This window comes from Rathayibacter sp. AC182, assembly GCF_979253875.1.
The window spans coordinates 267,390-285,297 of sequence record NZ_CEEDEK010000005.1; the positions used below are offsets into that span (position 1 = coordinate 267,390).

The following is a 17,908-nucleotide window of genomic DNA, read 5'->3' on the forward strand; positions in this document are numbered from 1 at the left end:
GTGTTTACACGCGCGAATCGAACGGAGTAGCGTCGCCGGTCTACTGTCGATGCAACCGGTTACATCCACTCCGCGGCCTCCCACGACGCCGCCCGACGCGTCCGATCGGAGGTTCTCGTGAGGTCGAGGACCGCTCCCCTCCTGCTCCTGCCCGGGCTGGGCTTCCTGCTGCTCTTCTTCGTCGTCCCCTCGCTGGTGATGCTCTTCGCCCCTCCCGGAACGGGGCCCCTCGAGGTGATCGCCCGGGTCGGCGAGATGCTCACCGACCCCTACGAGCTGCGCATCATCGGCCGCACGGTCGGCATCGGGCTCGTGGTCACGCTGATCTGCGTCGTCCTGGGCTTCCCGATCGCCTACCTGCTGGCGCGCTCCTCGTCCCGCTGGTCGGGCGTCCTGCTGGCCCTCGCGATCTTCCCGCTGCTGCTCAGCAACGTCGTCCGCACCTTCGGCTGGCTCGTCGTGCTCGGCTCGAACGGCGCGATCGGCCAGCTGCTCGTGGGCCTGGGCGTCGTGTCCGAGGCCCCGCAGCTGCTCTACACGGAGCTCGCGATCGTGCTCGGCCTGACCCAGCTCTTCCTGCCGCTCGCGATCATCTCCTGCTACTCCGCCGTCTCGCAGGTCGACGCCGGCCTCGACGACGCCGCCCGCGGACTCGGCGCGAGCCCGACCCGCACCTTCTGGGACGTGGTCGTGCCGCTCTCGCTGCCCGGTGTCGTCGTCGCCGCGACGCTCGTCTTCGCCGGCTCCGTCACCGCGTACACCACGCCCTACCTGCTCGGCGGGTCCAGCCAGCGGATGCTGAGCACCCAGCTGTTCTCCTACTCCAGCGTCACGATCGACTGGGCCGGCGCCTCCGCCACCGCGATCGTCATGACGGTCCTCGTCTTCCTGGTCTCCGGGCTCTCCTCCCTCGTCGCCCGGAAGGGAGCCGTCTCATGAGGACCCGCCGCCCCGTCGCCGCGTCGCTCGCGGTCGCCGGTTACGTGATCATGATCGTGCCGATCCTGTTCGTCGTCGCCACGGCCTTCACCGCCGGATCCACGCTCCGCTTCCCGCCGGAGGGGCTCTCGTTCCGCTGGTTCGGCGAGGCGCTCTCGTACGACCCGTTCCTGGAGTCGCTGGCGACCAGCGCGCAGCTCGCCGTGCTCTCGACGGCGATCGCGCTGCTGATCGGCATCCCCGCCACCCTGGCGATCTACCGCGGCAGGATCCCCGGCCGCTCGCTGATCGAGGGGCTCTTCCTCTCGCCGCTGATCGTGCCCGAGCTCGTCGTCGGCCTGGCGCTGTTCCAGCAGCTCGTCGTCACGCTCGACGTCGACAACGCGGCCGTGCTGCTGATCGGCCACACGGCGCTCCTGCTCCCGTACGCCGTCCGCGTGACGGGCGCCTCGCTCGCCACCAGCGACCCGGCGCTCGAGGAGGCCGCCCGCGGCCTCGGGGCCGGACCATTGCGCACCTTCTTCACCGTCACGCTCCCGATCCTGCGCCCCGGGGTCTTCTCGGCCGCGCTGCTCGGATTCGTGACCTCGTTCAACAACGTCCCGCTGTCGCTCCTCCTGCAGAGCCGCGACGCCAGGACCCTCCCCGTGACGATGCTCGACTACGTCCAGCAGAGCTACGACCCCATGGTCGCCGCCACGTCCACCCTCATCCTCGCGGCGACCGTCGTCATCGCGATCATCGCCGAGCGCAGCGTCGGCTTCGCCCAGATCTTCGGAGGCATCAACCGATGAGCGCAGCAGCGGAATTCGTCGACGTCAGTCAGGTCTTCGGTGACTTCACCGCGGTCGACGGCATCGACCTGGCGATCCCGTCCGGGAAGCTGACCACCCTCCTCGGGCCCAGCGGATGCGGCAAGACCACGTCGCTGCGGATGCTCGCCGGGTACTCCACGCCGACCTCGGGCCGGATCCTGATCGACGGAGTCGACAGCACCCGGCTCGCTCCCGAGAAGCGCGGGCTGGGCATGGTGTTCCAGTCGTACGCGCTGTTCCCGCACCTCAGCGTGGCCGACAACGTGGGCTACGGCCTCAAGCTGCGCGGTCTCGGACGCGCCGAGCGGGCGCAGCGGGTGACCGAGAGCCTCGAGATGGTCGGGCTCGCGCACCTCGCAGCGAGCCGACCGCGACGCCTCTCGGGCGGACAGCAGCAGCGTCGCCCTCGCCCGCGCCGTCGCGATCCGCCCCCGGCTGCTCCTGCTCGACGAGCCGCTGTCGAACCTGGATGCGCGGCCCGCGTGCAGATGCGCTCCGAGATCCGCCGCATCCAGTCCGAGACGGGGCTGACCGTCGTGCTGGTCACGCACGACCAGGACGAGGCACTCGAGATGAGCGACGAGATGGTGCTCATGCGCGCCGGGCGCATCATGCAGCAGGGCGCGCCGGCCGAGGTCTTCGGCGCTCCGGCGAACCGCTTCGTCGCCGACTTCCTCGGCTACGAGAACTTCCTCGGCCTCGCCGACGGGTCGCTCGTGACGGTGCGCCCCGAGCACCTCGCGGTGACGAGCGGGGCCGCCGCCCCCTCCGGCGCGCTGTCGCTGGACGCGGTCGTCGTCGACGTCGCGTACCGCGGGGTCGACGTGCTGGTGACGGTCGAGGCGACGGATCCCGCCGGCGATTCGGTGCGGCTGGTGTCGGACGTGCGCGCCGACTCCGCCGCGCGCGTGGCGCCCGGAGACGCGGTGGTCGTCTCGGCCGCGGCGTCGCGGATCGTCGCGCTCGCCCGCGACTGAGCGGCGCGCCTACTCCCGCTCCCCTTCTCTCCTCCCTCTCCTCCGCAGCTCCTCCTCCTCCGCAGCTCCCCTCGAAAGGAACCGCCATGTCCCGCACCCCTCCCCGGCGCGCCGTCGCCCTCACCGCCGGTGCCGTCATCGGCGCCCTCGCCCTCGCCGGCTGCTCCGGCGGCTCCGACTCCGAGAGCGCCGAGGGCGCCTCCGAGACGCTCGTCGTCAGCACCTTCCCCTTCGGCGTCGAGCAGTTCCAGGAGGCGGTCATCGACCCCTTCACCGAGGCGACCGGCATCGAGGTCGAGGTCGAGACCGGCTCCAACTCCGACCGGCTCTCGCAGCTGCAGCTCGCGGGCGGCGACGACCCCGGCGTCGACGTGATGCTGATCAGCGACTACTACGCCGCACTCGGCCAGGAGGACGACCTCTTCGAGCAGGTCGACGCGGACGCCGTGCCCGCGATCGCCGACATCGCCGACTTCGCGAAGGAGGACGTGTACCTCGGCCCGGCCTACAGCTACCAGCTCAACGGCACGCTCTACTCCACCGACGCGTTCTCGGCCGAGCAGGCCGCCGACTGGGAGCTCTACGGCGACTCCGCGAACGCCGGCCGGGTCGCACTGCCCGACATCTCGGTCACCGCGGGCCAGCTGATGATCAGCGGAGTCGCGGCGACTTACGGCGACGGACCCTACGACATCGACACGGCGCTCGACACCCTGTCCGGCTGGGCGCCCGGCGTGCTGCAGTTCTACAGCTCCTCGACCGAGGTCACGAACCTGCTGACGCAGGGCGAGATCACCGCGGCCGACGCCCTGAGCGGCTTCGCCACCGACCTCGTCGCCTCGGGCGAGCCGATCGCCTGGACCCTCCCCGCCACGGGCCGCTACATGGCCACCAACCGCGCGATGATCCCGGCGGGCGCGGCGAACACCGACGCCGCCGAGCAGTTCATCGACTACCTCCTCTCGGTCGAGGCGCAGACCTCCTCCGCCGAGATCGTGGGCGACCTGCCCGTGAACCTCGCCGCGCAGGTCCCGGAGTCGATCACCGCCGTCGTCGGCGACATCGCCGCCGACCCGACCGCCGCGGGCTACGAGACCCTCGACCCGACCGAGCTCGTCCCCACCCGCTCGGAGTGGGTCGACCGCTTCGCCCGCGAGGTCACCGCCCAGCAGGCGGCCCGCCCGTGCGCGGCCGACGCGCCGCGCACGGGCCCTCGACCCCCGCACCGCCCGCACCACCCGGAGAGACCGCCATGAGCACCGAGACCGCCGTCACCACGTCCGCGGGCGTCGTCCCCGACGAGTGGATCCGCCGGATCCCCAAGGTCGACCTGCACTGCCACCTGATCGGAACCGTGCGGGCGAGCACCTTCGCCGAGCTCGCCCGTCGCGAGGGCCTCGCCCTGCCCGCCGACCCCGAGCGGATCTTCGCCGACATCAACTCCCTCCCGCCCGACCCCGCGCTCTACCGCGACACGGTCGTGCCGGTGCCGCAGGGGCGTTCGGCGGGCGAGCCCGAGGTCTCGTACTCGCTCTTCCAGGTCTCGGAGTGGGTCGTGCAGGTGCTCCGCTCGGCCGAGGACCTGACGCGGATCGTCTACGAGGCCTTCGAGGACGCGCATCAGCGCAGCGGAACCCGTCACCTCGAGCTCTTCTTCGACGGCGTCCCCGAGCACCTCGCCGGCCTGGGGTACCGCGGCAGCGTCGAGGCCTACGCCGACGGCATCCGCGCGGCCGAGCGCGACTTCGGCATGACCGGGCGGATGATCGCCGGCATCGACCGCAGCCGCAGCGGCGAGGAGGCCCTCGCCCTCGTGCAGCAGGTCGTCGACTCCCCGCACGAATACGTCGCCGGCATCGGCCTCGACAACCTCGAGACCGCCGGTCCGCCCGAGCGCTTCGCCGAGGCCTACGCGCTCGCCGGCCGCGCGGGCCTGGGCCGCACCGCGCACTCCTCCGAGCACGCGCCCACCGCCGCCAACACGATCACCTGCCTCGACCTCCTGGGCTGCGACCGCATCGACCACGGCTACTTCGTGCTCGAGGATCCCACCGTCGTCGAGCGGATGCGCGAGGACGCCGTGGTCTTCACGGTCGCGTCGACCACCTCCCGCCGCTCCTGGCGCCCGTGGCGCCGCGCCTCGATCCGCGCCATGCTCGACGCCGGTCTGCGGGTCACCCCCTGCTCCGACGACCCGGGCATGTTCCCGACGACGCTCGCCGACGAGTACCGGATCGCCGCGGGACCGATCGGAGCGACGCACGCGCAGCTGCGCGAGATGGCGCTGACCGGGGTGGACGCGTCGTGGCTGCCCGCGGGCGAGAAGGCGCGGCTGCGCGCGGCGGCGGTGGCGGAGCTCGACGCGCTGGACGCGGAGTTCGGGCTGGGGGCGTAGCCCGGGCGCGCCACCTCCGCGCCTCGAAGTCGAGGGAATGTCAGTGGTCGCCGGTTCACTTCTCGCATGACGGAGATCGGTACGACGGAGGCGGTGCTCGCGGAGGTCCGCGGGCGCGGCGACCGCGCCGCCGTGCTCGCCCGCTCGGCCGCTCCGCTCCACCTCGCCGCGGCCGAGGAGCTGTACGCGGGCTACCGCGCGGCCCTCGAACGCCCCGAGGCGTTCGCCCGCGGCCGGTCGCGCAGCGAGTCGAGCGACCTCGTGGAGCGCTCGGTCCGCGCGGAGTTCGCGGTCGCCCTCGGAGTCTCGGAGGCGTCCGCTTCGCGCTCGCTGGAGCAGGCGCAGCTGCTCGTCGAAGACCTGCCGCAGACCCGGGCGGCGCTGGCCGGCGCTCGCATCCTCTGGGAGTCGGGACGCATCGTCTGCGCCGTCGCCGCCACGCTGCCCGTCGCCTCCCGGGCCGCGTTCGACGAGCGCGCCGCGCACCTCGCCGCCTCCCTGACCCCCACGCAGCTGCGGCGAGCCCTGGCGCGGCTCCGCGAGGAGCTGCACGAGCAGCCTCTCGCCGAGCGGCACCGGCGAGCCCGCGAGGACCGAGCCGTGTGGATCACGCCGGAGGTCGACGGCATGGCGACCCTGTCCGCGCTCCTCCCCGCTCCCGTCGCGATCGGAGCGTTCGCCCGGCTCGACCGCATCGCCCGCACCCTCCGCGAGGGCCGTGCCGACAGCGACGGATGCGGTGCCGAGCCGCGCGACGACCGCACCCTGCGCAGCTGCGAGCCGACGCCCTGGCCGACCTGCTGTGCGACGGCGACGTGTCGGGCACCTCGCCCGGCCGGCCCGGTGAGCGCGGGGCCGCCACGTTCGTCCCCGGAGTGCAGGCCGAGATCCGCCTGACCCTGCCCGCCACGACCGCCGCCGGTCTCGACGACGGCCCCGCCCACCTCGACGGCTACGGCCCTCTGCCGGCCGACGTCGCCCGCGAGCTGGTCGACCGCGGCGCCTCCTTCACTCGAGTCCTCACCGATCCGGAAGCCGGCACGGTGGTCTCCGTCGGACGCACGCTGCGCGTCCCACCCCGCGGATGCGCCTCCACCTGCAGCTGCGCGACCAGACCTGCCGCTTCCCCGGCTGCACCCGCTCCGCGTCGGGCACCGAGGCCGACCACACCGTCGAGTGGCGCCACGGCGGCGAGACCGCCCTGCACAACCTCGCGTCGCTCTGCGTCGCCCACCACCACGTCCGCCACGGCGACCGCTGGACCTACGTCCTCCACCCCGACGGCACCGCCGACTGGACCACCCCCACCGGGCGCCGCGTCACCACCCGCCCGGCCCCGGTCCCGGGCGCCCCACCCCGCCCGCGCCCGGCCCCGCGCCCGCGATTCACCGACCCGCCGCCCCCGTTCTGACGCCGACCCCACTCCTCGGTCCTCGGATCTCGAGAATCTCGCGGAGGACATCCGCGCGCTGCAGGACCACACTGTTCCGATGGGGACCGATCCGCTCGCTCACGACGACTCCGAACGTCTCTCCGCCTTTCTCCGTCGGCGGGCTCGCTCCCGCGGTGACGCCGTCGAGGCGGGGCGGGAACGAGGAGGGCGGATCGCAGGACAGGACGACCTCTTGATCTCCGCGGTTCGACTCGGTGGACCGGCCGAGGAGACGGGCGATCGGGTGCCGGGTGCTCGGCTGCGCGCCGGCGTGCTCCTGGCGCTGTCGGGGTCGCTCCTCGCGGTGGTGCCGTTCTCGCTCGGCCGATTGATCGAGGCGGTGAACGGACGGGGTCCGACACCGCTCGCGGCGGACCCGGGCTTCACGGTGATCGCCATCGGCGTACTCGTGTCCGCTGCCGCGATCGCGAGCGTGCCCGTCGCGGTGATCACGTATCTCCTCGACCGTGTCGTCGAGCGGGTGTGGCTCGGTCCAGGCGGGCGCCTCGCTGCCGGAGCTGTGGCCCACGCCCTGATCGGCGGCGCCGCCGGGCTGGTGCTCGGCGGACTGGTCGCACCGATGTGGCGACCGGTCGGGCTGGCGCTGGTGTTCACCGGACCCTGGGCTGCGGCCGCAGCGACGCTGTTCCTCCTCGCATCGACGACGAGAAGACCCGGCCGTCGGCTCCGCCGCCGCGGGTGAGCACCAGCAGGAGCACCTGGCCCTCGTCGTCCGCACGAGCCGAGCGAACCAGCGGTCGACCACCCGAGCACCGCCCAACGAACCGGTGATCCGCGTGCCAGCGGATCGCCGTAGCGGAACGCTCCCCGCTCTGCGGACAGCGACCCCCTGCGAGAGCCGACCGCGGAGCGGACGACGACGAAGGAGGAGTCCGCTCAATCGAGCAGCAGCGCCGGCTCCTCCAGCACGCTCGCCACGTCGGCGACGAAGCGGCTGACGACGTCGCCGTCGACGACGCGGTGGTCGAAGGACCCGCCGACCGTGGTCACGTAGCGCGGGCGGACCTCGCCGTCGACGACCCACGGCTTCTGCTTGATCGTGCCCAGCGCGATGATCGCGACCTCGCCCGGGTTGAGGATCGGGGTGCCCGTGTCCATCCCGAACACGCCGATGTTGGTGATCGTGATGGTGCCGTTCTGCATGTCGGCGGGCGCCGTCTTGCCGTCGCGGGCGTCGAGGGTGAGCTTCTCGAGGGCCTGCGCCAGCTCGAGCAGGCTCATCGACTGCGCGTCCTTCACATTGGGCACGATGAGGCCGCGGGGCGTGGCCGCGGCGATGCCGAGGTTCACGTAGTGGCGCACGATGATCTCGGAGTCGGTCCACGCCGAGTTGACGGTGGGGTTCCTCCGGACCGCCCAGATGATGGCCTTCGCCATGATGAGCAGCGGCGACACCTTCGTGCCGGCGAAGTCGGGGCGAGTTCTTCAGGCGCTTGACGAACTCCATCGTGCGGGTCGCGTCGACGTCGACGAAGACGCTGACGTGCGGCGCGGTGAACGCGCTCTGCGACATGGCCGCGGCGATGGCCTTGCGGACGCCGCGCACCGGGATCCGCTCCTCGCGAGAATCGGCCCAGGCAGGCGTCTGGATGTTGCGGAAGACGCTGGCCTGCGAGGCGTGGCGGATGACGTCGTCGCGGGTGACCTCGCCGGCGAGTCCGGTGGCCTGCACCTCGAGGAGGTCGACGTCGAGGTCCTTCGCGAGCTTGCGGATGGGCGGCTTGGCGATCACGGGCAGCGCGGCGGAGGCGGGCACCGAGGTGGGGCGCGCAGGGCGGTGCGCGCGGGCGCGGCCGCCGGGGTGGCGGGAGCGCCCTGCGACCGGCGGCGGCGGGTGGCGACCTGGCCGCCCGCGGTGCCGTAGCCGACCAGTGTGGCGCCCGAGCCCTCTCCGGGCTCGGTCGTGGACGGGGCGGGCGGAGCCGCCTGCGCGGGGTGGGCGGGGATCGCCGGCACCTCGGAGCCGACCGTGCCGGCTCCGGCCTGCACGGTGATGATCGGGGTGCCCACGTCGACCGTCTGGCCCTCGTCGACGAGGACGTCGACGACGGTGCCGCTGAACGGCGAGGGCAGCTCGACGAGGGACTTCGCGGTCTCGATCTCGACGAGGACCTGGTTCACGGCCACCTCGTCGCCGACCTTGACCTTCCACGCCACGATCTCGGCCTCGGTGAGGCCTTCGCCGACGTCGGGGAGGAGGAACTGCTCGGTCATCGTCTGGTTCTGCTTTCTGACGCTGGGGGACGCGGGGCGTCCTGACGCTGGAGGACGCGGATGCGTCAGTACGCGAGGGAGCGGTCGACGGCCTCGAGCACGCGGTCGACGTCGGGGAGGAAGAGCTTCTCGACCTTGGCGGGCGGGAACGGGGTGTCGAAGCCGGCGACCCGCAGCACGGGCGCCTCCGAGGGAGTAGAACGCCTTCTCGGTGACGGTCGCCGCGATCTCGGAGCCGAGGCTCACGTTCGCCGAGGCCTCCTGGGCCACGATCAGGCGGCCCGTGCGGCGCACGGACTCGAGCAGCGGCGCCCAGTCGATGGGCGAGAGCGAGCGGAGGTCGACGACCTCGATGCTCGTCCCCTCCTCCGCGGCGACCTCGGCGGCCTGCAGGAGCACCGCCACCATCGGGCCCCAGCCGACGACGGTCACCTCGGTGCCCGGGCGCACGACGCGCGTGGCGTGCAGCGGGGCGGCGGGAGCACGGAGGTCGACGTCGCCCTTGGGCCAGTAGCGGCTCTTGGGCTCGAAGAACATCACGGGGTCGTCCGAGGCGATCGCCTCCTGGATCATCCAGTACGCGTCGTTCGGAGTGGAGGGGCTGACGGCGCGGAGGCCCTGCGGTGTGCGCGAAGTACGCCTCGTTGCTCTCCTGGTGGTGCTCGACCGCGCCGATGTGCCCGCCGTACGGCACGCGGATCACGACGGGCATGCTCAGCAGGCCCTCGTGCCGGTTGGTCATCTTGGCCAGCCGCGACGTGATCTGGTCGAAGGCCGGGTAGATGAAGCCGTCGAACTGGATCTCGCAGACGGGCCGGAACCCGCGCATCGCGAGGCCGATCGCGGTGCCGACGATGCCGGACTCGGCGAGCGGGGTGTCGAGCACGCGCTTCGGCCCGAACTCGGCGTGCAGGCCCTCGGTGATGCGGAACACGCCGCCCAGCGGACCGATGTCCTCGCCCATCATCAGGACGCGGTCGTTCTCGGTCATCGCGCGGCGGAGGCCGGCGTTCAGCGCCTTGGCCATGGACATCGACTGCAGCTGCTCCTCGGAGAGGTGCGGCTGCGCAGCCGTGGTGCTCGTGTCGATCGTCATCGCGGGTCGCCTCCGAACGAGTCCTCGTAGCTCTGCAGCCACGCCTTCTGCTCCGTCACCAGCGGATGCGGCTCGGAGTACACGTGATCGAAGATCACCCCGGTCGGCGGCGCCTCGAGCTCGAGCAGTCGGCGGCGGACATCGGAGGCGAAGTCCTCCGCCTCCTCGTCGATCCCGTCGAAGAACGACTGCGGCACGCCCTCGGAGCGCAGGTACGCGGCGAGGCGCGTGATCGGGTCCTTCGCGACCCACGAGGCGAGCTCGTCGTCGGTGCGGTACTTCGTCGGGTCGTCGCTCGAGGTGTGCGCGCCGATCCGGTACGTGAGCGCCTCGATGAACTGGGGGCCGCCGCCGGAGCGGGCGTCCTGCAGGTGCTTCGCGGTGACGGCGTAGCTGGCGAGCACGTCGTTGCCGTCGATCTGCACGCCGGGGATGCCGAAGCCGGAGGAGCGGAGGTAGAGCGGGCTGCGCGACTGCGTGGCGACGGGCACCGAGATCGCGTAGTGGTTGTTCTGCAGGAAGAAGACCTGGGGGGTCTGATAGCTCGCAGCGAAGACCATCGCCTCGCTGACGTCGCCCTGGCTGGAGGCGCCGTCGCCGAAGTAGACGACGACCGCGGCGTCCTTCTCGGGATCGCCGGTGGCGGTGGCCCCGTCGAAGGTCAGGCCCATCGCGTAGCCGGTGGAGTGCAGGGCCTGCGAGCCGAGCACGAGCGTGTAGAGGTGGAAGTTGCCGTTCGCGGGATCGGCCGGGTCCCATCCCCCGTGCGTCGTGCCGCGCAGCAGCGCGAGGACGTTCAGCAGGTCGATGCCGCGGATCTTGCCCACGACGTGCTCGCGGTAGGAGGGGAACACGTGGTCCTGCGGGCGCATCGCGAACGCGGAGCCGACCTGCGCGGCCTCCTGGCCGTGGCTGGGCACCCAGAGCCCCAGCTGGCCCTGCCGCTGGAGGTTCGCGGCCTCCCGATCGAACCGGCGGACGACCGCCATCTCGCGGTAGAAGGAGCGGTGCTGCTCCTCGCCGACGCCCTCGAGGAACGGCACGTACTCCTCGGCCGCGGGGTCGGGGCGAACCGCCCGTCCGCGGTGAGGAACTGGACCGTCGGCGACTGGCTGCTGGTGACTACCACCCGACTAACCTATCCGCCTCGCGGGATGGCCCTGGGGGAGGGTCCCCACAATCTCGGACGCCGCCGAGAGGAGCTTCTCGACAGAGCCGGCCTCCCCGATCGAGACGCGGATGCCCTCGGGCGGGAAGGCGCGCACGACGACTCCTGCGCGCTCGAAGACCGCCGCCGCCCGCTCCGTCTCGTCGCGCGTGTCGAACCAGAGGAAGTTCGCCTGCGAGTCGGGAACGGTCCAGCCCTGCTCCAGGAGGGCCCGCTGCACCTCGTCGCGCTGGGCGATGATGCGGTCGACGCGCTCGAGCAGCTCCTCGCGGTGGCGGAGGGAGGCGACGGCGGCCGTCTCGGCGAAGCGCGTGACCGAGAGCGGGATCGCGGCCGAGCGCGCGGCGTCGAGGATGCGGGGGTGCCCGATCGCGTAGCCGACCCGGAGGCCCGCGAGCCCGTAGGCCTTCGAGAAGGTGCGCGCGATCACGAGGTTGGGGTGGCGGCCGAGCAGCGCCGTGCCGTCGACGGCCCGCTCGTCGTCGACGAACTCGGCGTAGGCCTCGTCGAGGAGGACGAGGACGTCGCGCGGGACGCGCTCGAGGAACGCCTCGACGTCGTCCGCGGTGGCGACGGTGCCCGTGGGGTTGTTGGGGCTGCAGACGATGACGAGCCGCGTGCGCTCCGTCACGGCCTGCGCCATCGCGTCGAGGTCGTGCGTGTCGTCGGCGCGCAGCGGGACGCGCACGCTCGTCGCTCCGGCGGTCGTGACGAGCGAGGGGTACGCCTCGAACGAGCGCCACGCGTAGACGACCTCGTCGCCCGCTCCCGCCGCGGCGCTGATGAGCTGCGCGATCACGGCGACGGAGCCCGCTCCGACGATCACCTCGTCGATCCCGACGCCGTACTCCTCGGCGAGCGCCGTCCTCAGCGCGGTGGCCGCCGCGTCCGGGTAGCGGTTGAAGTCCTGCACCGACTGCACCTCGTGCAGGACGGAGGGCAGCGGATCGAACGGGTTCTCGTTCGACGACAGCTTGAACGCGTCGGCGGCGGCCGCTCGGCCCTGGCGGTAGGCCGGAAGGGCGAGGATCTCGGGGCGGAGGCGGACGGGGGAGCCGGCTGGTCGGTCACCCGCCCATGGTAGGCGGCGGGCCGCACGAGGACGGGAGGGCACACGCACACCACTGCACCTGCGGCAACCACCCTTCCCGGGGGCGGACTCCCGCTTTGTCCCCCGATAAGGTGCCGTTATGCGGACTCGACGGCGAACCGGACGGAGCCGCCCCGGGCGGCGGCGGCCCTCGCGCGTCGCCGCGGCCGTGACGGCGGGTCTGCTGGCGCTGTCTCTCGCCGCCTGCACTCCCCGCTCCGAGGCTCCGTCGCCGGCCCCCACCGTGCGGGAGACGTCGATCGACGTGGCCCCGCCCGCCGACTTCACGGCGGCGAAGGACCGAGCGACCGCCGTGCGCGACGACGTGCTCGCGCTGCTCGCGGCGACCGACTCGGTGGTCGAGGGCTCGGCTCGTGCCGATCTCCTCGCCGCGGTGCCGGCCCTGAACGCCGCTCTCGCCGGCGTCCGGGCCGAGGCGCTCACGACGGCGGCCGACGAGGCGACGGAGGCAGAGCGCGTCGTCGCCGAGCGGGTCCTGGGCCTGGGCGCCGCGACTCTCGCCTCCGGTGCGGGCTCCGGCGCGCGGCGCTCCGCCCTCCGCGAGGCGGTCGCGCAACTCGAGGCCGCGGTCGCCGCGGGCAGCGGGTTCGCCGCACCCGTGAAGGCGCTGCTCGACGCCCGGAACCCGCTCATCCCGCCCCCGGGCAGCGGGGGCCCTCCCCGCCCCGTACCACGCGGGCGCCCGCGCCGCCTCCTCCCGCACCGGCGCCCACTCCGGAGCAGCCGGCGCCGGAGCAGCCCGCCCCCGAGCAGCCCGCCCCCGAGCAGCCCGCCCCGGAGCCGCCGCCCGCGACGACCGCTCCCGTGGAGCCCGTGCCGCTGCCGACCGCGCCGCCCGCGCCGCAGCCCGAGCCGACCACGACCCGGCCGCCGCTCCCACCGCTGCCCGACTGCAGCACCGACCCGAGGCTGTGCCCTCCCGTCCCCGTCCCGTCCATCGGCGAGACCGAGCGCTGACCGCCCGTGCGGGCGCGCCCCTCTCGCGGGCCCCCGGTGGGGACTGGGAGAGTGGAGTCATGCGCAGACTCCTCCTCGGCCTCCTGACCAACGCCGTCGCGATCTGGCTCACCACGCTGGTGGTGTCGGGCGTGCGCGTCGACCCGTACGAGGAGGGGCCCACCGCCGCGATCCTCACGTACCTCCTGGTGGCGGTGATCTTCGGCGTCGTGAACGCCGTGGTGGGCGGTGTGATCCGAGTGGTCGCCTTCCCCCTGTACCTGCTCACGCTCGGTCTGATCTCGTTCCTGGTCAACGGGCTGCTCCTGCTGCTGACCGCGTGGGTCAGCGGGCTGTTCGGCCTCGGACTCCGAGGTGGACGGGTTCTGGTGGGGCGTGCTCGGCGCGCTCGTCCTCGCGATCGTCAACTGGTTCATCGGGCTCCTCGTGCGGCCGCTCGCGCGCTCGCGCGAGAGCTGACCGGCACCGTCGTCAGGCGGACTCCGACCCGCGAGTCCGGGGCCGCGCGCCAGAGCGCGAACAGGGCGGCCCCCGCCGCGGCCGGCCGGGGTTCCGCGTCGAGGCCGCGCGCGGTGGCGAGGTAGGAGTCGAGCGCGTGGGCGGGCACCGCGCCCTCCTGCCGCGTGGCGCCCGGGTCGGACGGGCGCTCGATGAGCACGACGCCCGGCTCGAGCGAGCCCGACCGCCCGAAGCCGGCGAGGGCAGGCACCAGGTCGTCCGAGTGCTCGACGGACACCGTCCGCGTGCCCGCGGGCAGGTCGAGGCCCCGGACGGGGCTGCCGAACGCGACCACGTCGTGGACGTCGTAGCGGCCCGACTGCGCCACGCGCGCGGCGACCAGCCCGCCCTGCGAGTGCGCGACGATCGTGACGGGCGCCCCCGGAGGGATGCCCGCCGCCTCCATCGCCGCGAGCGTCCCCCGCACCGAGGTCCCCGCGCCCCCGCTCATCGCCTCGAGGTTCGCCGCCGCTCCGAACGCCTGCCCCGGATCCCCGCTCCAGTCGGTCGTGCCGGAGACGGCGACCAGCCACTCCGCTCCGTAGCGCTCGATCACGACCTGCGGGCCGTCGGGGTCGCTCGGCGGGACGCGGCCGGCGAGCTCGCCCCAGCCGCGCGGCGGGGCCTGCACCGAGCCGAACGGGAGCGGCGGGGGTGCCGCCTCCTCGACGCGCAGCCGCCGCTCGCCCGGCGCCGGGAGGACGCCGAAGAGCGTCCCGAGCACGACGAGCACCCCGCTCGCCGAGCCGACACCGCTGCCGATGAGGTCCTCGGCCGGCGGCCGACCGAGGACCGCCGCGACCGGCGGGGGCACGAGGAGCACTCCGATCTCGGTGCCGAGCCCGATCGACGAGATCAGGGCGCGGATGCCCTCGACCACCAGGGCGTCGCCCAGGAGTGCCCGCACCAGCTCGTCGCGCTCCCGGGCGAGCGCCGACCGGTCGCCACCCGGGAGGAGCGCCTCCGCCGACCCCTGCACCGCCCCGACGACCGCGCCCACCAGGGCCGCCGCGTCCTCGAGGGCGGTCGGCGAACGGTGCTCCGCCGACTCGACCGCCCGCAGCCCCCAGCTCGTCGCGGCGAGCGCCGGTCCGGCGAGGAGCGGCAGGGCCGACGACTCGGCGCCCGCGTAGGACACGACGGCGAGCCCGAGGCTCCGGCGGAGGGTCCCGGCGTCGGCCTCGAGCAGCCGGAGCCGAGCACCGAGGTGCGCCAGCTCGCCCGCGCGCTCGGGCGAGTGCACCGAGACGACGGGTGCGGCGGCGTCGGCGTCGGCCGCGCAGGCGGCCAGGCCCTCCTCCAGGGCCTCGAGGATCCGGCTCCGCTCCTCGAGCTCGAGAGTCTCGACCCGGGCGGTCACGGCGCTCCCAGTGCCAGTGTCTCGGCTGCCGCCTCCGCCGCCGCGAGGCCCCCGAGGAGCTCCGCGGCCCGCTCGGCGTAGCCCCTCGCCGCCGCGTCCTCCCAGTCGGCGTCGGGCAGGAGTCCGCCGCTCTGCGCCCTCAGCACCCCGACCCTGCTCGCGAGAGCCCGGAGCAGCGCTCCCGCCCCCGTCGCGTCCTGCTCGATCACCGTGCTCGCCTCCGCCCTCCACCCCCGCAGTCCGCCCCCGTGGAGAGCATCGCCGCGCCGCACCGCCGCCGGGACGCAGGAGGGCGGGATCGGGGAGGAGGTCCTGGATCGACCGGGTGTGAGGGAGCCCCTGTGCACCAGAATGAGCGGGTGACCCCCGCCCCCTCGCGCCCTCGGCGTTCGCCGTGTGCTTCGTCTGCACCGGCAATATCTGCCGGTCGCCGATGGCCGAGGCGGTGCTCCGGTCCCTGGCCGAGCGGGCGGGCCTCGCGTCGGCCATCGAGATCTCCTCCGCGGGCACCGGCGAGTGGCACCTCGGCGAGCAGGCCGACCACCGGGCTCTCGACGCCCTGCAGCGCAGGGGCCTCGACGGGGAGCGGCACCGCGCGCAGCTCTTCGATCCGGCGCGGTTCGCCGAGTTCGACCTCGTCGTGGCGCTCGACCAGGGCCACGAGCGGGCGCTGCGCTCGTGGGCGCGCACCGACGTCGACCGGCAGAAGGTGCGCCGACTGCTCGCCTTCGAGCCCGGCCTCTCACCGCAGGGCGACGTGCCCGACCCCTACTATTCCGATGCGGCGGCGTTCGACTCGGTGCTCGCGCTCATCGAGCGGGCCTGCGAGTCGCTCTTCGCCCAGATCGAACCGGGGCTGCGCGGCAACCGCACCGTCCTGACCGAGACAGACTCCCGAGAACCGGAAGGCACCACCGCATGACGCTCCCCCTCCAGCCGCTCAGCCCGCTCGACGGCCGCTACAGCTCCGCCGTCTCCTCGCTCGGCGAGTACCTCTCGGAGGCGGGACTGAACCGCGCGCGCGTGCACGTCGAGGTCGAGTGGCTGCTCGCTCTGACCGATCGCCGCCTCTTCGGCTCCGAGCCGGTCGACGCGGCCGCCGCCGAGGAGCTCCGCCGCCGCGCCCGCGACTTCGGCCAGGCCGAGATCGACGAGCTCGCGACGCTCGAGGCCACCACCCGCCACGACGTGAAGGCCGTGGAGTACCTCGTGCGCCATTGGCTCGCCGACCTGGGCCTGGAGCGCATCGCCGAGCTCACCCACTTCGCCGCCACCAGCGAGGACATCAACAACCTCTCCTACGCGATCGTCGTGCGGCAGGCCGTCGGCGAGATCTGGCAGCCCAAGCTCCGCTCGGTCGTCGACTCCCTCCGCGAGCTCGCCGTGCGCTACCGCGACGAGGCCATGCTCAGCCGCACCCACGGCCAGCCCGCCACGCCCACCACAATGGGGAAGGAGTTCGCGGTCTACGCCTACCGCCTCGAGCGGGTGCTCGCGCAGATCGACGCGACGGAGTACCTGGGCAAGTTCAGCGGAGCGACCGGCACCTTCGCCGCGCACCTCGCGAGCGACCCCGACGTCGACTGGGCGGGACTCGCCGAGGAGTTCGTGACGTCCCTCGGACTCGACTTCAACCCGCTCACCACCCAGATCGAGTCGCACGACTGGCAGGCGGAGCTCTACGGCAAGGCCGCCCACGCGAACCGGATCCTGCACAACATCTGCACCGATGTCTGGACCTACATCTCGATGGGCTACTTCCGGCAGATCCCGCAGGCCGGAGCGACGGGCTCGTCGACCATGCCGCACAAGATCAACCCGATCCGGTTCGAGAACGCCGAGGCCAACCTCGAGCTCTCCAGCGCACTGCTCGACTCGCTCGCGCAGACCCTCGTCACCTCGCGCCTGCAGCGCGACCTCACCGACTCGACGACGCAGCGCAACATCGGGGTCGCCTTCGGCCACTCGCTGCTCGCCCTCGACAACATCGCCCGCGGCCTGCTCGAGATCGACCTCGACCCGCGAGCGCTGGCCGCCGACCTCGACAGCAACTGGGAGGTGCTCGCCGAGGCGATCCAGACCGTGATCCGCGCGGAGGTCACCGCCGGGCGCTCGACGATCACCGACCCGTACGCGATGCTCAAGGACCTGACCCGCGGCAAGCGCCTCGGCGCCGAGGACCTCGCGGCGTTCGTCGGCGCGCTCGACATCGGCGACGCCGCCAAGGCGCGCCTGCTGGCGCTGACCCCCGCCGGCTACACGGGTGCGGCCTCGGCCCTGGTCGACCGCCTGGGCTGAGCTCCGCCGCGGGGCGCGCGACCGCGTGTCGGTCGTCGCGCCTAGCGTCGGGGCATGCCCCGATCCGCCGCCCGCGCCTGCTCGATCGACGGATGCGCCTCCCGGGCCGAGGCGGGCGCCCCCGTGGCGCTCTGCCCGGCCCACCTCGGCCTCGCGCACGACTGGGTGGCGCAGGAGGACGGAGTCGTCGACGCCCTGCCGTCGCCGTGCCCGGTCTGCGGGTCCCGCCTCGGCGTGCGCCTGCCCTCGGCGTGGCTGTGCGCCGCGTGCGAGTGGCGGCACGGCGAGGTGCCGGACGGCGAGCTGGGGCCGCCGCGCGTCGAGGTCGTGTACTACATCCGCTTCGGCGAGCGCCTCAAGATCGGCACGAGCGCCAACCCCCGCCAGCGGCTGCACCGGCTGCGGCACGAGGAGCTGCTGGCGTTCGAGCGGGGCGGCCGCCCGCTCGAGCAGGCCCGGCACGCCCGGTTCGCGGCCGAGCGGCTGGAGCGCACCGAGTGGTTCACGCGGAGTCCTGCGCTCGACCGGCACGTCGAGACCGTGCGGGCCGGCGAGCCCGACCCGTGGGCGCTGCACCGCCGGTGGGTGAGCGAGGCACTGGCGCTGCGCACCTGACCCCTTCCCCCG

15 protein-coding genes and 4 pseudogenes are annotated in these 17,908 nt (G+C 73.5%); 12 read left to right on the forward strand and 7 right to left on the reverse strand.

What is annotated here, in order from left to right; all coding sequences use genetic code 11:
- The first annotated feature begins 117 nt into the window (after positions 1 to 117).
- The 8 genes from AC0CII_RS11655 (at position 118) to AC0CII_RS11690 (ending at position 7,261) form a co-directional block, all read left to right on the forward strand.
- Positions 118 to 939, forward strand: coding sequence for an ABC transporter permease (locus tag AC0CII_RS11655; RefSeq protein WP_123703877.1), 822 nt, complete (start codon positions 118 to 120; stop codon positions 937 to 939).
- Positions 936 to 1,733 (forward strand): ABC transporter permease, encoded by a 798-nt coding sequence (locus AC0CII_RS11660; protein ID WP_207407070.1) that lies wholly within the window; start codon positions 936 to 938, stop codon positions 1,731 to 1,733. The genes AC0CII_RS11655 and AC0CII_RS11660 overlap by 4 nt, the downstream gene beginning before the upstream one ends.
- A complete protein-coding gene (locus AC0CII_RS11665) occupies positions 1,730 to 2,731 on the forward strand; it encodes an ABC transporter ATP-binding protein (protein ID WP_465229517.1) in 1,002 nt (333 codons plus the stop codon). The genes AC0CII_RS11660 and AC0CII_RS11665 overlap by 4 nt, the downstream gene beginning before the upstream one ends.
- A gap of 86 nt (positions 2,732 to 2,817) precedes the next feature.
- Positions 2,818 to 3,987 carry an ABC transporter substrate-binding protein gene (locus AC0CII_RS11670; RefSeq protein ID WP_465229518.1) on the forward strand — a complete coding sequence of 390 codons (1,170 nt, stop codon included), beginning with the start codon at positions 2,818 to 2,820 and terminating at the stop codon, positions 3,985 to 3,987.
- Entirely contained in the window at positions 3,984 to 5,126 is a 1,143-nt protein-coding gene (locus AC0CII_RS11675; protein WP_465227643.1) for an adenosine deaminase family protein, read from the forward strand. Before AC0CII_RS11670 ends, AC0CII_RS11675 begins: the two co-directional genes overlap by 4 nt.
- Before the next feature lie 66 nt (positions 5,127 to 5,192).
- Entirely contained in the window at positions 5,193 to 6,023 is an 831-nt protein-coding gene (locus AC0CII_RS11680) for a DUF222 domain-containing protein (RefSeq protein ID WP_465229519.1), read from the forward strand.
- Between the two features lie 187 nt (positions 6,024 to 6,210).
- Complete coding sequence (locus AC0CII_RS11685) at positions 6,211 to 6,537, forward strand: HNH endonuclease signature motif containing protein (protein ID WP_465229520.1); 327 nt, start codon at positions 6,211 to 6,213, stop codon at positions 6,535 to 6,537.
- 214 nt (positions 6,538 to 6,751) lie between these two features.
- Positions 6,752 to 7,261, forward strand: a complete 510-nt coding sequence (locus AC0CII_RS11690; protein ID WP_465227641.1) for a hypothetical protein — start codon at positions 6,752 to 6,754, stop codon at positions 7,259 to 7,261.
- A gap of 194 nt (positions 7,262 to 7,455) precedes the next feature.
- Here the strand turns inward: AC0CII_RS11690 and AC0CII_RS11695 are convergent.
- From AC0CII_RS11695 to AC0CII_RS11715, 5 genes and pseudogenes are all read right to left on the reverse strand, one after another.
- Positions 7,456 to 8,793: pseudogene (locus AC0CII_RS11695) on the reverse strand (dihydrolipoamide acetyltransferase family protein).
- Between the two features lie 65 nt (positions 8,794 to 8,858).
- Positions 8,859 to 9,826: pseudogene (locus tag AC0CII_RS11700) on the reverse strand (alpha-ketoacid dehydrogenase subunit beta).
- Positions 9,827 to 9,885: 59 nt separating this feature from the next.
- Positions 9,886 to 11,018 (reverse strand): annotated as a pseudogene (locus AC0CII_RS11705) (thiamine pyrophosphate-dependent dehydrogenase E1 component subunit alpha).
- Positions 11,019 to 11,022: 4 nt separating this feature from the next.
- On the reverse strand, positions 11,023 to 12,171 hold the full coding sequence (hisC, locus tag AC0CII_RS11710) for a histidinol-phosphate transaminase (protein ID WP_465230881.1): 1,149 nt from the start codon (positions 12,169 to 12,171) through the stop codon (positions 11,023 to 11,025).
- A 626-nt stretch (positions 12,172 to 12,797) separates the two neighbouring features.
- Entirely contained in the window at positions 12,798 to 13,067 is a 270-nt protein-coding gene (locus AC0CII_RS11715; protein WP_465229521.1) for a hypothetical protein, read from the reverse strand.
- 117 nt (positions 13,068 to 13,184) lie between these two features.
- On the opposite strand from AC0CII_RS11715, the gene AC0CII_RS11720 reads away from it, so the two are divergent.
- Positions 13,185 to 13,709 (forward strand): phage holin family protein, encoded by a 525-nt coding sequence (locus AC0CII_RS11720; RefSeq protein ID WP_465229522.1) that lies wholly within the window; start codon positions 13,185 to 13,187, stop codon positions 13,707 to 13,709.
- A gap of 173 nt (positions 13,710 to 13,882) precedes the next feature.
- On the opposite strand, the pseudogene AC0CII_RS11725 reads toward AC0CII_RS11720, so the two are convergent.
- Together AC0CII_RS11725 and AC0CII_RS11730 are read right to left on the reverse strand one after the other, a co-directional pair.
- Positions 13,883 to 14,074: pseudogene (locus AC0CII_RS11725) on the reverse strand (alpha/beta hydrolase); the annotation flags it as partial.
- 905 nt (positions 14,075 to 14,979) lie between these two features.
- Entirely contained in the window at positions 14,980 to 15,192 is a 213-nt protein-coding gene (locus tag AC0CII_RS11730; protein WP_465227634.1) for a hypothetical protein, read from the reverse strand.
- A 185-nt stretch (positions 15,193 to 15,377) separates the two neighbouring features.
- Between AC0CII_RS11730 and AC0CII_RS11735 the strand changes: the two genes are divergently transcribed.
- From AC0CII_RS11735 to AC0CII_RS11745, 3 genes are read left to right on the forward strand one after another with little or no spacing between them, the layout of a single operon-like run.
- Positions 15,378 to 15,905, forward strand: a complete 528-nt coding sequence (locus AC0CII_RS11735; protein WP_465227633.1) for a low molecular weight protein-tyrosine-phosphatase — start codon at positions 15,378 to 15,380, stop codon at positions 15,903 to 15,905.
- Positions 15,902 to 17,281: an adenylosuccinate lyase gene (gene purB, locus AC0CII_RS11740; protein WP_465227632.1), complete on the forward strand. Its 1,380-nt coding sequence runs from the start codon at positions 15,902 to 15,904 to the stop codon at positions 17,279 to 17,281. The genes AC0CII_RS11735 and purB overlap by 4 nt, the downstream gene beginning before the upstream one ends.
- Positions 17,282 to 17,335: 54 nt before the next feature.
- Positions 17,336 to 17,896: a GIY-YIG nuclease family protein gene (locus AC0CII_RS11745; RefSeq protein ID WP_465227631.1), complete on the forward strand. Its 561-nt coding sequence runs from the start codon at positions 17,336 to 17,338 to the stop codon at positions 17,894 to 17,896.
- Positions 17,897 to 17,908: the final 12 nt, after the last annotated feature.

Bases quoted from the DNA above. Each gene is read 5' to 3' on its own strand.
- AC0CII_RS11660 (WP_207407070.1), top strand. From the start codon at position 936: ATGAGGACCCGCCGCCCCGTCGCCGCGTCGCTCGCGGTCGCCGGTTAC.
- AC0CII_RS11665 (WP_465229517.1), top strand. From the start codon at position 1,730: ATGAGCGCAGCAGCGGAATTCGTCGACGTCAGTCAGGTCTTCGGTGAC.
- AC0CII_RS11670 (WP_465229518.1), top strand. From the start codon at position 2,818: ATGTCCCGCACCCCTCCCCGGCGCGCCGTCGCCCTCACCGCCGGTGCC.
- AC0CII_RS11675 (WP_465227643.1), top strand. From the start codon at position 3,984: ATGAGCACCGAGACCGCCGTCACCACGTCCGCGGGCGTCGTCCCCGAC.
- AC0CII_RS11680 (WP_465229519.1), top strand. From the start codon at position 5,193: ATGACGGAGATCGGTACGACGGAGGCGGTGCTCGCGGAGGTCCGCGGG.
- AC0CII_RS11685 (WP_465229520.1), top strand. From the start codon at position 6,211: ATGCGCCTCCACCTGCAGCTGCGCGACCAGACCTGCCGCTTCCCCGGC.
- AC0CII_RS11720 (WP_465229522.1), top strand. From the start codon at position 13,185: ATGCGCAGACTCCTCCTCGGCCTCCTGACCAACGCCGTCGCGATCTGG.
- purB (WP_465227632.1), top strand. From the start codon at position 15,902: ATGACGCTCCCCCTCCAGCCGCTCAGCCCGCTCGACGGCCGCTACAGC.
- AC0CII_RS11745 (WP_465227631.1), top strand. From the start codon at position 17,336: ATGCCCCGATCCGCCGCCCGCGCCTGCTCGATCGACGGATGCGCCTCC.